This is a genomic window from Halomonas sp. SS10-MC5, from assembly GCF_015992245.1.
Classification (GTDB): Bacteria; Pseudomonadota; Gammaproteobacteria; order Pseudomonadales; family Halomonadaceae; genus Halomonas; species Halomonas sulfidoxydans.
In genome coordinates this window covers 2,012,174-2,026,277 of record NZ_CP065435.1, presented here as the reverse complement: position 1 = coordinate 2,026,277, position 14,104 = coordinate 2,012,174, and the positions used below count along the sequence as shown (strand labels likewise).

Genomic DNA, 14,104 nt, shown 5'->3' with positions numbered 1-14,104 from the left:
GCCATGCTGTAGTTACTCGGCGAGCGCCACTTCCGCTTCTTCGGCCGCGGTGCTGCCGCCGCAGCTGCCGTTGACCACGTTGAAGTTGCCGCACTCCATGGGCAGGCGCCAATCGGCGATCAGGTCCCGCGAGCCGGGCAGGTAATCGGACCAGGCATCGCCGGCCACAGTCGCCGGCGTCTGCCAGACGATGTCGAACTGGCCGTTGTCCTGTACCTCGCCGATCAGCACCGGCTTGGTGATGTGGTGGTTGGGCATCATCGCCGCATAGCCGCCGGTCAGGTTGGGCACGGTCACGCCGATGATGGCTTCCTTGACCGCATCGACGTCGGTGGTGCCGGCCTTGCGCACCGCCTCGGCCCACATGTTGAAGCCGATGTAGTGCGCCTCCATGGGGTCGTTGGTCACCGCCTCCTCGTCGCCAGTGTAGTCGATCCAGGCGTCGATGAAGTCGTAGTTGGCGTCGGTGTCCACGCTCATGAAGTAGTTCCAGGCGGCCAGGTGGCCGACCAGCGGGCCGGTATCGATGCCGGAGAGCTCCTGCTCGCCCACCGAGAAGGCGATGACCGGAATGTCGGCGGCGTCGATGCCCTGGTTGGCCAGCTCGCGATAGAACGGGACGTTGGCGTCGCCGTTGATGGTCGAGACCACCGCCGTCTTCTTGCCCTCGCTGCCGAAGCGGCGCACCTCGGCGACGATGTTCTGCCAGTCGGAGTGACCGAACGGCGTGTAGTCGATCATGATGTCCTCGTCGGCAATGCCGTGCTCCTCCTTGAGGAAGGCTTCGAGGATACGATTGGTGGTGCGCGGGTAGACGTAATCGGTGCCGAGCAGCGCAAAGCGCTCCACGCCTACCTCGTTGAGCAGGTATTCCACCGCCGGGATGGCCTGCTGGTTGGGCGCCGCCCCGGTGTAGAAGACATTCTCCGAGGACTCTTCGCCCTCGTACTGCACCGGATAGAACAGCAGGCCGTTGAGCTCCTCGAACACCGGCAGCACGGCCTTGCGCGAGACCGAGGTCCAGTTGCCGAACACCACATCCACCTCGTGCTGCTCGAGCAGCTCGCGGGCACGCTCGGCGAACAGCGGCCAGTTGGAGGCCGGGTCGACCACCACCGCCTCGAGCTGGCGACCCAGCAGGCCGCCCTGCTCGTTCTGCTGCGCGATCAGCATCTCGACGGTGTCCTTCAGGGCCGATTCGCTGATCGCCATGGTGCCGGACAGCGAGTGCAGGATCCCCACCTTGATGGGCTCTTCCTGGGCCAGCGCCTGGCCAGTACCACCGAGGGACGCCGCCGCCAACAGGGCTGCGGCCACAGCGCGGGACGGGGATGACATGAGGCGAACGGGGAAAAGCATGTTGCGACGGGAAGCGTTCACGCGAACCTCCTTGCGCCCTCCTGCGGGAGGGACTTGTTGTAAAGGTCATGCACGGCCGACACCGGCCGCACAGCACTAGGCTTCCTGCCTATGCAACGCTTGCGCCATCAGGCGAAGAAATTCGAAGAACTCTTTTCATACAGAAGATTACGGCGCCTTTACGCCCCTTGACGATCCTGCCGGCGCACCGCCGCCGTGCATTCGGCAGGCGCCGGTTGCGCCGGCAAGGATCGCCTGCACTGCCACAGCGCACCAGACCGGTGCGTCATAACGAAGACAGGGGCGCCGATCGCTCGGCGCCCCTGCGGGGTGGTAGGCATTGCCGGGCTCAGTCGCCTTCCGGATTCCCTGCGGTGGCAGCGGTTGCCACCTTCATCCGGCGGCGCAGGATGGGGCCGACGATGTAGGGCAGAATTAACCCCACGGCAGCAAACACCCACAGGCCGATGGCCAGGCCGCTGTTCCAGAGAATGGTCCAGTCGCCGTCGGAGATATCCATGGCGTGGCGCAGGTTCTTCTCCATCTCCGGCCCCAGCAGCAAACCGAGGATGATCGGCACCAGCGGAATCTCCAGCTTGCGCAGCACGTAGCCGGCGACGCCGAAGGCCACCATGAAGTAGAGGTCGAAGGTGGTGTTGCTGATCGAGTAGATCCCGACGAAGGCGATCATCGTCACACACGGCAGCAGGTACATCGGCGGCACCGACAGAAGCTTGACGAAGATGCCCACCAGCGGGATGTTGAGGATCAACAGCAGAAAGTTGCCAATCAGCAGCGCGGCGATCACGCCCCACACGATGTCCGCGTTCTGGGTGAACATCAGCGGGCCAGGGGTGATGTTGAGCGAGATCAGCAGCGCCAGCAGCACCGCGGTGGTGCCGCTGCCCGGCACGCCCAGCGTCAGCATCGGTACCAGCGCACCGCTCGAGGCACCGTTGTTGCCCGCTTCGGGGCCGGCCACGCCACGCGGGTCGCCCTGGCCGAAGAAGCCTTTCTTGCCGACCGCCTTTTTCTCCAGCGTATAGCCAATGAAGCTGCCGAGCGACGCCCCGGCACCGGGCAGCACGCCGGCGATGAAGCCGAGGATACCGCCGCGCACGCTCGACGGCAGGATGTTGCGTATGTCGGCCCAGCTCAGCTTGAGCTTGTTGACGGCCATCTTCGCCTTGCCGCCGCCGGCGCGCTCCTCGATGAAGAACAGCAGCTCCGAGATAGCGAACAGGCCGACGATGGCGATGATGAAGTCGATACCCTCGTAGAGCTCCAGGGTCCCGAAGGTGTAACGCTGCACGCCGGTGGAGTCGATCCCCACGGTGGCTACCATCAAGCCCAGGCAGGCCGCCACCACGGTCTTTACCGGGTTCTTGCCGGTGATGCCGCCCAGGGTGGCGAAGGCCAGCAGGAACAGCGCGAAGTACTCGGCCGGACCGAAGGTGAGCGCGAACCGCGCCAGCACCGGCGCCAGCAGGATCAGGCCGACGGTGGCGATCAGGCTGCCGATGAAGGAAGCGATGGCGGAAATCGCCAGCGCCTCGGCGGCCTTGCCCTGCTGCGCCATGGGGTAGCCGTCGAGGCAGGTCATCATGGCCGGCTCGTCGCCGGGAATGTTGAGCAGGATCGACGAGATGCGCCCGCCGTACATGGCCCCAGCGTAGACCGCGGTAAGCATGATCAGCGCGGTTTCCGGACGCAGCCCCAGGGAGAAGGCCAGCGGGATCAGGATGGCCACGCCGTTGGCCGGCCCGAGGCCCGGCAGCGCGCCGATCAGCGTGCCGAGGAAGGCCCCCATCAGGGCAAACATCAGGTTGTGCGGGGCAAGGGCAACCCCGAAGCCATCGATCAGAAAGCCGAGGGTTTCCATCAGCTCACCTCCAGGAACGAGAGCAGGCCCAGCGGCAACGCGAGGTCGAGGGCGAAATTGAACAGCAGGAACACCACCACGCCCGCTACCGCCCCGACCAGGTAGGCATTGAGCACCTTCGCCCCCATGCGCCAGCACAGCGTGCCGATGGCCAGCGTGGTGCTGAGGATGAAGCCGAGCGGTTCGAGGAGCATGGCGTAGAGCACCAGCACGACCACGGCGACGATCAGCTCAACGCCGGTGCGGCTCCATGGCCAGGCATTGTCCGGGTCGGGCCGCACGATCAGGTAGAGGCTGGAGAGCCCCAGCACGACGGCCAGCAAGGTGGGAAAAGTGCCGGGGGCAATCCCCTCGGCACCACCGAACGGTTCGGGGAACTGGCTGGCGCCCCAGCCGTACGCGACGGCCAGGACGATCAGCAGCACACCGAAGATGCGGTCGTTGAAGGTCATCACTGGATCAGCCCGATGTCCTTGGAGAGGGTCTCGATATCGTCGATCTGCTCGGTGACGAAGGTCTCGAACTCACCGGCGCTCATGTGGAACGGCATCAGTCCATTGCTGGTCATGATGTCCTGCCATTCCTGGCTCTCGTAGATGGTGTCCATGGCGTCGATCCAGTACTGCTTGGCCTCGTCGGAGATGTCAGCCGGCATGTAGAAGCCGCGCCAGTTGGGGCCGACCGCATCGATACCCTGCTCCTTGGCGGTGGGAATGTCGGCGAAGTCGCCCGGCAGGCGCTCGTCGGAGAGCACTGCCAGCACGCGCAGGTCACCGGACTCCATGAAACCCTGCGCCTCGCTGATGTCGCCGGTGAAGGCATCCACATGGCCGCCCACGACCTGGGTCATCGCCTCGCCGCCGTTGTTGTAGGAGAGATAGGGAATACGCGGCAGCTCATCGACGCCGGCGGCGTCTGCGGCGATCAGCACCTTGAGGTGATCCCAGCCACCCTTGGCGCTGCCGCCGGCAAACTTGACGCTGCGCGGGTCTTCCTTGAGCGCCTCCATCAGCGCAGGGAGGTCGTCGTACTCGGAGTCGGCGGCCACGGCGATCACGCCGTAATCGGCGCCGAGCGCCCCGATCCAGTTGACCATGTCGGCGGTCATGCCCGGGAACTGGCCTTGGGCCAGGCGGGTGGTCGTGGCCGTGGAGGCAGCCACCAGCAGCTGCTCGTCGCCGGCGCGCTTGGACACGGTATGGGCGAAGGCCACACCGCCGCCGGCACCCGCCATGTTCACGGTCTGCACGCTGCGCGGCACGATGCCCAGCTCCTCCATCACGTTGCCCACGCTGCGGCAGGTGAAGTCCCAGCCGCCGCCGGGGTCAGCCGGGGCGAGACACTCCACCTTGCCCTGTGGCTCGAAGGCCATGGCGCTGCCGGCGCTCAGGGTGAAAGCGGCAATGGCGATGAGTTTGAGTGGCGTTTTCGTGGACATTGTTGTGGTCCCTCCGGTCTTGACGTGTTGTGAAATGTTGGCTTGCGGTCTTTCATCGGCTACCTTACAATTCTGTAAGGCAGAACAACGTTCTTCAGGATAGAAACTAGGCGCGTCGACAGGCAGCGTCAACGCATCGGGTTGCAATTGCGACCAAAGTTCAATGCCTCCAGACTCAGGAGATCACTGCATGGCCCAGGATCGCGTCGAGGCCGTCGAGCGCGCACTGACCGTACTGGAAGCGTTCGATGTCGATCAGGAAGCCTTCACCCTGGCCGAACTCGCCCAGGCGACGGGCTACTACAAGAGCACCCTGCTGCGACTGCTGGGTTCGCTGGCTCGTTTCGATTACGTGCAGCGCAGCCATGATGGACGCTGGAGTCTGGGTAGCACGCCGCTTCGCCTAGCCCGGCGCCACCCCCCCAGCCGACAGCTGACCACTCGCGTACAGCCGCTGCTGGACCGGCTGGCTGCCGAGACCGGCGAGACCGCCGCCCTACTCGAGAACCACGGTCCCCAGGTCGAGTGCCGGCTGGTCGCCCTGCCCGAGGCGGCGCTGCGCCATGAGCTGCGTCCGGGCAGCCAGTGGCCCCTGGCCGCAGGGAACGATCCCCGCCCCGAGCTGCCGGGTGGCAAGATGCTGCTGCAAGCCCTACCCAGCGCCCCCGGCGAACCCACGCGCTGGCTGGCCCTCTCGGGTCCGTCGAGCCGCCTCGATGCACGCAGCGAGGCGGCCCTGAAGGCGGCGCTGGCGGAGCTGACGGCCGTAGCTGAAACGGAAGCCATGACATGAATCTGCTGCTCGTCGAGGACGATCGCCTGCTGGCCGAGACCCTCCAGGACGCCCTGGCGCTCGAGGGCTACGACGTGATGCACCTGGCCGACGGCGGCGTCGCACGCCGTCACCTGGAAGACCCACAGCACGACCACACCCTGATCCTTCTTGACCTCAACCTCCCCGGAGCCAGCGGTCTCGAGGTGCTCGAGACGCTGCGGCGTCACGATCGCGACACGCCGGTGCTGATCCTCACCGCGCGCGGCGCGGTAGAGGATCGTGTGCGCGGGCTCGACCTGGGCGCCGACGACTACCTGGCCAAGCCCTTCTCGCTCGAAGAGCTCGAAGCCCGTGTGCGTGCGCTGCTCAGGCGGCGCACGAGGGGGCAGGAGCTGCGCGTCGGGGTACTGCACTTCGACGGCTTGGCGCAGCGCTTCACCCTCGCCGGCGAGGCCTTGGCCCTACCGCCCCGGGAGCAACGCCTGCTCGCCTGCCTGATGCGCCATGCGGGCCAGCCCGTCGACAAGGCCCGCCTCGCCGACGAAGCCTTCCAGGGCGAACCCATGGGCGACAATGCCATCGAGGTCTACGTGCATCGGCTGCGCAAGCGGCTGGGCGGCAGCGACGTCGCCCTGCGCACGGTGCGCGGGCTCGGCTACCTGCTGGAGGCCACGTGAAGCGCGGCGACAGCCTCTACCGCCGGCTGCTGGCCTGGCTGCTGATCCCGCTGCTGGCCCTGGGCGGCCTGATGGTGTTCCAGGCCTGGGTGGATGCGCGCCACACCGCCGACCGCGCCTTCGATCGGCTGCTCGAGGCGGCCAGCCTGGCGATCGCGGAGCAGGTGCAGTGGCAGGACGACCGGCTGTGGCTCGATCTTCCCCCGGCGGCTTTGGACATGCTCGCCACCGACGCCGAGGAGCGCGTCTTCTACAGCCTGGTGGATCGGGATGGGCGCTTCATTACCGGCAACGCCGAGCTTCCCGGCGACGAGCGAGGCGACGCCGAAGCCGGCGATACGCTGCTGTTCCGCGACGTTACCTGGCACGACATGGCGCTGCGCCAGGGCGTGCGCCGCTCCCGGCTGGAGGACTGGCGGCTCAGGGAGCGCTTCGAGATTCGTGTCGCCCACAGCCGCGAGGGCCGCGATGCGTTGACCCTCGAACTGTTGCGCGCCAACCTCGCCTATATCCTGGCCATGGCGCTGGTCGCCATTGCGGTTCTGGTGGTGGCGATACGCTCCGCCCTGGCGCCGCTCACCCGGCTGCGGCGCGCCATTCGTGCCCGCGATCCGCGCACCCTGGAACCCCTCGACCTGCCGCTGCCGCGCGAACTGGCCGAACTGCGCGAGACCCTCAACGAACTGCTGGCGCGTATGCGCCGGGTGCGCGCCAACCAGGAGCGCTTCATCGGCGATGCCTCGCACCAGTTGCGGACACCGCTGGCAGGGCTCTCCGCCCGGGCCGAGCTGGCCCTGCGGCAGGACGATCCCAACCGCTGGCGCGATGCGCTTGGCGCCATGCAGGCCACCAGCGCCCGCACCGCACGACTGGCCATGCAGCTGCTCTCACTGACCCGGCTCGACAACCCCGAGTACCGCCCCGAGCTGACGCCGCTCGATCTCAACGACATCGCCCGCCAGGCGGTACGCGATCACTGGGCCGGCTGCCATCGTCAAGGGATCGACCTCGGCGTGGAGTGCGCCGCCCGACCGGTGCGGGTCAACGGGATCGACTGGCAGCTGCAGGAAGCGATGAACAACCTGATCGACAACGCCTGCCGCTACGGTGGCCGTCGAATCACCCTGCGTACCCATGCACAGCCGCCCTGCCTGGAAGTCGAGGACGACGGTCCCGGGATTCCCGAGTCCCGTCGCCTGCTGGTGCTGCGCCCCTTCCATCGCGGCGAAGAGGGAGGCGAAGGCTCCGGGCTCGGCCTGGCCATCGTCGACAGCATTGCCCGTGCCCACGGCGCACGACTCGAGCTGGCCCAAGCAGCGCACGCCAGCGGTCTCGTCGTGCGCCTGCGCTTCAGCGAGGAGGGCCCATGATCCGACCCCTGTCCTGGCTGCTGCTCAGCCTGTGGAGCCTGGCCGCCGCGGCCGAGGAGACCCTGCACTACCCTGCCGATCCCGAGGCCGGGGCGCCCCAGTCGCTGGTCATCCACGCCGCCCTGGACCTGCCACAGGCTCGCCCGCTGCTCGAAGCATTCCATCGCCGCCACCCGCGCATCGAGCTGACCTACCGCAACCTGACGACCCTCGAGCTGCACCAGCGCTTTCTCGACGCACCGGACACCGCCGACGTGGTGCTCTCTTCCGCCATGCCCTGGCAGTACTACCTGGCCAACGACGGCCACGCCCAACCCATCGACAGCGACGCGGCGCGCCGCTGGCCGGCGTGGGCCCAGTGGCGCGGCGAACTGTTCGCCTTCACCTTCGAACCCATCGTGATGGTGGTGCATCGCAGATTGCTCGAACGTTTCGGCGAGGTTCGCAGCCACGGCGACCTGTTAGCGCTGCTGGACAACCACACCGAGGCGTTGGCCGGCCGCATCGTCACCTACGACCCGGTACGCAGCGGCGCGGGATACACCTATGCCATCGAGGAGTCGCGACTCTCGCCGCGCTATTGGGATCTGGTCTCGGCCTTGGGGCGCGCACGCACGGTGCTCGTCGACACCACCGGGGAGATGCTCGACGGGCTCGAGCAGGGACGCTACCTGCTGGGCTATAACCTGCTCGGCAGCTACGTTCGCGACGCGGTGGCCGACAAGCCGGACCTGGTCATGGTGGTACCCGAGGACTACGCCCTGGTCACCCAGCGCCTGGCTTTCATTCCGCGCCAGGCGCCACACCCCGAAGCGGGTGCGCTGTTCATGGAATTCCTGCTCAGCGAAGAGGGCCAGCGCGTGATCGCCGAGCAGACCCACCTGGGTGCCATGCATCCCGGCCTCTCCGGTACCGGCACCGCGGATGCCCTGCGCGACGAAGTCGGCGACGCCTTGCGCCCGATCGCGATCGGCCCCGGTCTGTTGGCGACGCTCGACCGGCTCAAGCGCGAAGCCCTGCTGGCGCGCTGGCGACGCGAGTTCCAGCGCGAGGTGCCGCCGCAGCGCTGAGCGCCATGGCGAGCCCCGCCACCGGTTTACACATCGAAACCGGAGACACGGCGTTGGGAGAAGGGCACTTCACTCAGGCGACAGACGCACCTCCGCCACGCCCTGCCCGAGCATGTCGAGTTCTTCGGCCGCGCGTCGCGAGAGATCGATGACACGGCCGCGCACGAAGGGTCCACGGTCGTTGATGCGCACCACCGTCTCGCGGCCGTTGTCCAGCCGCGTCACTCGGACCCGGGTGCCGAATGGCAAGCTTCGGTGCGCCGCCGTCAGCGCGTTGCGATCGTGGGCTTCGCCACTGGCGGTGCGCCGGCCATGGTAGCGGTCGGCATAGAACGAGGCCTGCCCCTGCTCGCCATGCCAGCCGGATGGCACCGAGGCGCGCTCGACCTGGCGGCCGTCGCGTCCGGCACAGCCGGCAGTCAGGGTTAGCAATAGCAGGACCAGCACGCCCCGCACCAGGCGGGGGGCAGCCGGACCGGCACCGAAAATGGAACGAACGCTCATCCTGTCACCTCGACGTGGACGTCCCCATCGGACCGGCCCGACATTAGCGTCAAGCCCTGCGGCAGGCAAGCGTTCAGCCCGCCAGCGTGCGCCGCAGCCTCGGGCTGGCCAGTTCGCCGATCAGGGTGACCAGAATCAACACGCCGAGCAACCACGGCCAATGCAGGCCGAATTCGAGCCGTGCGATGCCCAGCGCATCGACGAAGATCACCAGGATGCCAAGCGGGCTCACGTAGCGCACCATGAACAGCCACAGCGCGTGCCAGTACGGTGCCAGCCCCAGCTCCTCGCGGAAGCTCTCGCTCTTCAGCACGAAGCCGGCCAGCAGCACCATGCCCAGGCCGCCGAGCGGCATCATCCAGCGCGAGGTGAGGTAATCGAGCCAGTCGAAGAAGTGCTTGCCCGCCAGGGTCCAGTCGGCGCCCAGGTTGAACGACAGCATCGCCAGGGTGCTCACCAGCCACAGCACGATGCCCGTTCCCCACGCCGCCGTACGGCGGGTGATGCCCTTGTTGTCGACCAGCCACGAGACGGTGGCCTCGACCATGGAGATCGACGACGTCAACGCCGCCATCGACAGCATGATGAAGAACAGTACGCCGAACAGCGTGCCCAGCGGCATCGCCTGGAACGCCAGCGGCAGGCTCATGAACAACAGCCCCGGCCCACCCTCGGGGCTCATGCCGTTGGCGAAGATCACCGGGAAGATCGCCAGGCCGGCCATCAACGCCACCAGCGTATCGGCCGCCGCCACGCCGAGGGTGGTACGGGCGATGGAAGCGCCCGCCGGCAGGTAGCTGCCGTAGGTGAGAATGGCGCCGGAAGCCAGCGACAGGGTGAAGAAGGCATGGCCCAGTGCGGCCAGCATGCCCTCGCTGGAGAGGCTGCCGGTGTTGAAGGAGAACAGGAAGCGCCACGCCTCGCCGAAGCCGCCGGAGAACACGCCGTAACCGATCAGAATGAGCAGCATGATCACCATGCCCGGCATCATCCAGCTGACGCTCTTCTCGATGCCCGCCTGCACGCCCTTGCCCACGATCAGCATGGTGGCAAGCGTCACCAGGGTACTCCAGAAGCCGAGGTTGAGCGGGTTCTCGTTGTTGGCGACGAAGATCGCCACCATGTCGTCGACACCCGAGCCATTGAGGCCGCCGCTCAGCATCTTCCACAGATAGGAGAACGACCAGCCGGCTACCACCACGTAGAACGACAGGATCATGAAGCCGCATAGCATCGCCATCCAACCCAGCAGCGACCAGGCGGAGCTTCTGCCGGACTCCGTCACCACCCGACGCACCGCGTCGATGGGGCTGCCTCGGCCGCGCCGGCCGAAGGCGATCTCGGTCATCATGACCGGCACGCCCACCGCCAGGATGCAGACCAGATAGACCAGCACGAAGGCGCCGCCGCCGTGCTCGCCGGTCATGTAGGGGAACTTCCAGATATTGCCCAGGCCAACGGCGGAACCCGTCGCCGCCAGCACGAAGCCCCAGCGGCTGAGCCACTGGACTCGAGGTTGTTGCTCGGTCGTCATTACGTCACCAGAGGAGTCGTTGTTATGAACTGACGCAGCAATATGCCCGGTGCAACACCGAGATTGCAACGACATTTTCTTGTACTAATTGAAGTGCTCAGGGTTTTCATCCTGAAGCGTATGAAAAAAGCGGCTCCCATCCGTGCGATGGGAGCCGCCTGTCGATCAATCCGCCTTGAGCACCCCGCGACGGATCTGATCCTCCTCAATCGACTCGAACAGGGCCTTGAAGTTGCCCTCGCCGAAGCCGTCGTTGCCCTTGCGCTGGATGATCTCGAAGAAGATCGGGCCGATCACGGTCTCGGTGAAGATCTGCAGCAGCACGCCCTCATCCGGGCCGCCGTCGATCAACAGGCTCAGCTCGCGCAGGTCCTCGACGTTCTCCTCGTGGTTGGGCACGCGCGAGTCGACCTTCTCGTAGTAGGTATCCGGCGTGGACAGGAACTTCACGCCATTGGCGCGCAGGCCCCGTACCGTGGCGTAGATGTCGTCGGTGGCCATGGCCAGGTGCTGGATGCCTTCGCCGTTGTACTCACGCAGGAACTCGGCGATCTGAGAGGTATCGTCGGCCGACTCGTTGATCGGGATGTGCATCTTGCCGCACGGTGCGGTCATGGCACGTGAGTGCAGGCCGGTCTTCTTGCCCTTGATGTCGAAGTAGCGGTTCTCGCGGAAGTTGGCGATCTCAGTGTAGAAATCGGCCCACTTGTCCATCTGGCCACGGTCGACATTGTGGGTCAGGTGGTCGAGCACCTTGAGCCCCACGCTGTTGTCGTTGCGCGAACGGCCGGGAATGGCTTCGAAGTCGATGTCGTAGATGGTGCGCCCTTCGCTGTCGACCTTGTCGTCGACGAAGTAGAGCAGCGAACCGCCGATGCCGCGCACTGCGGGAATGCCCACCTCGCCGGGGCCCACCGGGTTCTCCACTGCCTCGGCACCGTGGGCCAGCGCGTACTCGAACGCCTGCTTGGCATCGGCCACCTTCCAGGCCATGGCGCAGGCGCAGGGGCCGTGCACCTTGGCGAACTCGGCGGCGTGGCTGTCCGGCTCGGCATTGAGCACGAAGTTGACGTTCTCCTGCTGGAACAGGAACACCTGCTTGGAGCGATGCTTGCGGGTTTCGGTGAAGCCCATGCGGTTGAATAGCGCGCGCAGCTCTTCGATGCCCTCCGCCGTGGGTGCGCTGTACTCGACGAACTCGAAGCCGTTGGTTCCGATGGGGTTCTCTTGGCTGATCGGAGACACGGTCTTGGCGGGTGCGTTCATGCTTACCTCCAGGGGGATTTGCCGTTGTTATTTCGTGCAGTCATGGGTGCCGAACTGGTGCCCCCAGCCTAGTGCCCACGCTTCCCCCTCGAAACGCCCCTTTACGGCCTGGAGCGTGGGCGGCGGAGCTCCGCCCTCTCCCTTATCGTAAGAAAAATCTTACAGCCCTTCGAACTCCATAAGATCGGCCTGTGTTGTGGCTCAAAACCCTGACGCGGCGTAAAGAATGCTTTACGACTGTCGTCTCCATTACGGCATTATTGCGCCACTGGCCAACCTCCACGCCACCCAGGCCAGAATAGCGGCAATCACCAGGTCGATGGCGCGCCACACCCGCTCGCTCTCCAGCCGCGGCGCCAGCCAGCCCGCCGCCGCCACCAGGCCGAAGAACCAGCCGAACGAGGCCATTGCCGCGCCGATGAAGAAGCCCCAGGGGCTTGGCTGTACCGCACCGATGGCGCCAAGAAGCACCACGGTTTCCAGATAGACCTGGGGATTGAACAGGGTCACGGCCAAGGTCGCGGCCAGAGCGCCGCGCCATGACGCCTGGGCGCGCTCCTCGGCCACCAGTACATTGCACGTGAATGCCCGGCGCAGCGCCAGCCACGCTTGCCAGGCGAGAAAGGCAGTGCCGGCCCAGCGCGCCACCTCCATCAGCGTCCCTTGCTCGGCGATCAGCGCGCCCAGACCCAGCACCCCCAGCCCCACTAGCAACCAGTCACACAGCGCACAGACCGCGGCCACCAGCCAGGCATGCTGACGCCGCAGCCCCTGCTGCAGCACGAAGGCGTTCTGCGCACCGATAGCGACGATCAGACCGGCGCAAACCAGCAGCCCATTGACCCAGGACAACCACATGGGAACTTCTCCTTGGCGAATCGATGCCGACAAGGCTAAGCTCGGCGCAACAATAAGAGAAATGAATTGATCGACTGGGGGATAAGCCAAGCTAATGCTCGACTACAAGCTGCTCGAAGCGCTGGTGGCGGTCACCGATCAGGGCGGCTTCGAGCGCGCCGCTCGCCACCTGGGCCTGACACAATCGGCGGTATCCCAGCGCATCAAGCTGCTCGAGGCGCGCCTGGGCCAGCCGGTGCTGGTGCGTAGCCCACGTCTTACGCCCACGCCGCTGGGGCGCAAGCTGCTCAACCACGCCCAGCAGGTGCGCCTGCTCGAGAGCGACCTGCTGGACGAGGTACCGGCACTTGGCAGCGGCGAGCAGCGCCTGCGCCTGGCGATCAACGCCGATAGCCTGGCGACGTGGTGGCCGGAGGCGATCGGGCGCTTCTGCGAACGCCACTCCGTACTGTTCGAGCTGGTGGTGGAGGATCAGGAGGTGGCGCTCAAGCGCATGCGCGACGGTGACGTGGCCGGCTGCATCTGCGATTCACCCACGCCGGTACAGGGGGCGCGCAGCCACGGACTGGGCAGCATGCGCTATCGCGCCCTGGCCAGCCCCGCCTTCATGGCGCGCTATTTCGCCGATGGCGTGACGCCGGAAGCGCTACGCCAGGCTCCGGCCATCGTCTTCGGCCCCGACGACCGGCTGCAGCATCGCTTCCTGGCCATGTACGGCGTGGAGCCCCCCTTCCCCCACCACCTGTGCCCTTCGTCGGAGGGTTTCGTCGGCCTGGCGCTGGCAGGACTCGGCTACGGCATGGTGCCGGAGCGCCAGGCCGAGCGCGAACTCAGTGAGGGGCGGCTACAGGAGATCGACCCCGGCCCGCACCTGGCCGACGGCCGCCTGGTCGACCTGTCGCCGGGCTACGTGATCGACGTGCCGCTCTACTGGCACCATTGGCGCCAGGGCGGCAAGATCCTCGACGCCCTCACTGACCACCTGTTGCGGCTGGGCGACGCCTGGCTGGCGCCGTTGCCGACTTGAGCGGATATACGAGACTCCAGCTCAGGTGTCGCGCAGCTTGTTCTCGACGCTCGACACCTTGTCGGCCATGGACTGCTCGCGGTCGGTGCGGGTGCCCAGCTTGATGGTGGTAGTGATGCGCGGCGCCCCCAGCTCGTGCACCACCTCGTGGCAACGCTTGACCACCGCCATCACCTCGTCCCACGGCCCCTCGATGTTGGTGCCGTAGGCGTGCATGTGGTGCGTAAGGCCCGAGGCCTCGATCACCCGCTGACAGGCAGCGATCTGCGGCGAGACCGACACGCCCACCCCCAGCGGGACGACGCAGAGATCGATGATGACGTGCATGGCTCCTCCTCTCCGTT

Annotated in this window: 14 protein-coding genes; 5 read left to right on the top strand and 9 right to left on the bottom strand. The window is 66.4% G+C overall.

The annotated features are described in order from the left end of the window. Positions 1-12 precede the first annotated feature (12 nt). The 4 genes from urtA to I4484_RS09530 form a co-directional block, all read right to left on the bottom strand. The gene (gene urtA / locus I4484_RS09545; RefSeq protein WP_197450987.1) at positions 13-1,338 is read right to left on the bottom strand and encodes an urea ABC transporter substrate-binding protein; all 1,326 of its coding nucleotides are present in this window, start codon (positions 1,336-1,338) and stop codon (positions 13-15) included. Positions 1,339-1,708: 370 nt separating this feature from the next. Then, positions 1,709-3,241 carry a tripartite tricarboxylate transporter permease gene (locus tag I4484_RS09540; RefSeq protein ID WP_197450712.1) on the bottom strand — a complete coding sequence of 511 codons (1,533 nt, stop codon included), beginning with the start codon at positions 3,239-3,241 and terminating at the stop codon, positions 1,709-1,711. Beyond that, the gene (locus I4484_RS09535) at positions 3,241-3,693 is read right to left on the bottom strand and encodes a tripartite tricarboxylate transporter TctB family protein (protein WP_197450711.1); all 453 of its coding nucleotides are present in this window, start codon (positions 3,691-3,693) and stop codon (positions 3,241-3,243) included. Before I4484_RS09535 ends, I4484_RS09540 begins: the two co-directional genes overlap by 1 nt. Further along, positions 3,693-4,679, bottom strand: coding sequence for a tripartite tricarboxylate transporter substrate binding protein (locus I4484_RS09530; RefSeq protein WP_197450710.1), 987 nt, complete (start codon positions 4,677-4,679; stop codon positions 3,693-3,695). The genes I4484_RS09535 and I4484_RS09530 overlap by 1 nt, the downstream gene beginning before the upstream one ends. A 190-nt stretch (positions 4,680-4,869) precedes the next feature. Between I4484_RS09530 and I4484_RS09525 the strand changes: the two genes are divergently transcribed. The 4 genes from I4484_RS09525 to I4484_RS09510 are packed head-to-tail and all read left to right on the top strand — an operon-like array spanning position 4,870 to position 8,571. Continuing rightward, positions 4,870-5,472 (top strand): IclR family transcriptional regulator, encoded by a 603-nt coding sequence (locus tag I4484_RS09525; RefSeq protein ID WP_197450709.1) that lies wholly within the window; start codon positions 4,870-4,872, stop codon positions 5,470-5,472. Then, positions 5,469-6,131, top strand: a complete 663-nt coding sequence (locus I4484_RS09520; RefSeq protein ID WP_197450708.1) for a response regulator transcription factor — start codon at positions 5,469-5,471, stop codon at positions 6,129-6,131. Before I4484_RS09525 ends, I4484_RS09520 begins: the two co-directional genes overlap by 4 nt. Then, complete coding sequence (locus tag I4484_RS09515) at positions 6,128-7,501, top strand: sensor histidine kinase N-terminal domain-containing protein (RefSeq protein WP_197450707.1); 1,374 nt, start codon at positions 6,128-6,130, stop codon at positions 7,499-7,501. Before I4484_RS09520 ends, I4484_RS09515 begins: the two co-directional genes overlap by 4 nt. Beyond that, on the top strand, positions 7,498-8,571 hold the full coding sequence (locus tag I4484_RS09510) for an ABC transporter substrate-binding protein (RefSeq protein WP_197450706.1): 1,074 nt from the start codon (positions 7,498-7,500) through the stop codon (positions 8,569-8,571). Before I4484_RS09515 ends, I4484_RS09510 begins: the two co-directional genes overlap by 4 nt. Positions 8,572-8,640: 69 nt before the next feature. Here I4484_RS09510 and I4484_RS09505 read toward each other — a convergent pair whose 3' ends face one another. From I4484_RS09505 to I4484_RS09490, 4 genes are all read right to left on the bottom strand, one after another. After that, on the bottom strand, positions 8,641-9,075 hold the full coding sequence (locus I4484_RS09505) for a septal ring lytic transglycosylase RlpA family protein (protein ID WP_197450705.1): 435 nt from the start codon (positions 9,073-9,075) through the stop codon (positions 8,641-8,643). Between the two features lie 73 nt (positions 9,076-9,148). Next, positions 9,149-10,609 (bottom strand): sodium-dependent transporter, encoded by a 1,461-nt coding sequence (locus tag I4484_RS09500; RefSeq protein WP_197450704.1) that lies wholly within the window; start codon positions 10,607-10,609, stop codon positions 9,149-9,151. Between the two features lie 165 nt (positions 10,610-10,774). Next, complete coding sequence (gene hppD / locus I4484_RS09495; protein ID WP_197450703.1) at positions 10,775-11,875, bottom strand: 4-hydroxyphenylpyruvate dioxygenase; 1,101 nt, start codon at positions 11,873-11,875, stop codon at positions 10,775-10,777. A gap of 249 nt (positions 11,876-12,124) precedes the next feature. Then, on the bottom strand, positions 12,125-12,733 hold the full coding sequence (locus I4484_RS09490; RefSeq protein WP_197450702.1) for a LysE/ArgO family amino acid transporter: 609 nt from the start codon (positions 12,731-12,733) through the stop codon (positions 12,125-12,127). Between the two features lie 94 nt (positions 12,734-12,827). Between I4484_RS09490 and I4484_RS09485 the strand changes: the two genes are divergently transcribed. Beyond that, positions 12,828-13,760, top strand: a complete 933-nt coding sequence (locus tag I4484_RS09485; protein ID WP_197450701.1) for a LysR family transcriptional regulator ArgP — start codon at positions 12,828-12,830, stop codon at positions 13,758-13,760. A 21-nt stretch (positions 13,761-13,781) separates the two neighbouring features. Here the strand turns inward: I4484_RS09485 and I4484_RS09480 are convergent, their stop codons facing one another. After that, positions 13,782-14,087: an MTH1187 family thiamine-binding protein gene (locus I4484_RS09480; RefSeq protein WP_197450700.1), complete on the bottom strand. Its 306-nt coding sequence runs from the start codon at positions 14,085-14,087 to the stop codon at positions 13,782-13,784. Positions 14,088-14,104 lie beyond the last annotated feature (17 nt).

Coding starts and splice junctions, on each gene's coding strand:
- I4484_RS09530 (WP_197450710.1), bottom strand. CDS start 4,679: ATGTCCACGAAAACGCCACTCAAACTCATCGCCATTGCCGCTTTCACC.
- I4484_RS09490 (WP_197450702.1), bottom strand. CDS start 12,733: ATGTGGTTGTCCTGGGTCAATGGGCTGCTGGTTTGCGCCGGTCTGATC.
- I4484_RS09535 (WP_197450711.1), bottom strand. CDS start 3,693: ATGACCTTCAACGACCGCATCTTCGGTGTGCTGCTGATCGTCCTGGCC.
- I4484_RS09510 (WP_197450706.1), top strand. CDS start 7,498: ATGATCCGACCCCTGTCCTGGCTGCTGCTCAGCCTGTGGAGCCTGGCC.
- I4484_RS09540 (WP_197450712.1), bottom strand. CDS start 3,241: ATGGAAACCCTCGGCTTTCTGATCGATGGCTTCGGGGTTGCCCTTGCC.
- I4484_RS09505 (WP_197450705.1), bottom strand. CDS start 9,075: ATGAGCGTTCGTTCCATTTTCGGTGCCGGTCCGGCTGCCCCCCGCCTG.
- I4484_RS09525 (WP_197450709.1), top strand. CDS start 4,870: ATGGCCCAGGATCGCGTCGAGGCCGTCGAGCGCGCACTGACCGTACTG.
- I4484_RS09485 (WP_197450701.1), top strand. CDS start 12,828: ATGCTCGACTACAAGCTGCTCGAAGCGCTGGTGGCGGTCACCGATCAG.
- hppD (WP_197450703.1), bottom strand. CDS start 11,875: ATGAACGCACCCGCCAAGACCGTGTCTCCGATCAGCCAAGAGAACCCC.
- urtA (WP_197450987.1), bottom strand. CDS start 1,338: ATGTCATCCCCGTCCCGCGCTGTGGCCGCAGCCCTGTTGGCGGCGGCG.
- I4484_RS09480 (WP_197450700.1), bottom strand. CDS start 14,087: ATGCACGTCATCATCGATCTCTGCGTCGTCCCGCTGGGGGTGGGCGTG.
- I4484_RS09520 (WP_197450708.1), top strand. CDS start 5,469: ATGAATCTGCTGCTCGTCGAGGACGATCGCCTGCTGGCCGAGACCCTC.
- I4484_RS09500 (WP_197450704.1), bottom strand. CDS start 10,609: ATGACGACCGAGCAACAACCTCGAGTCCAGTGGCTCAGCCGCTGGGGC.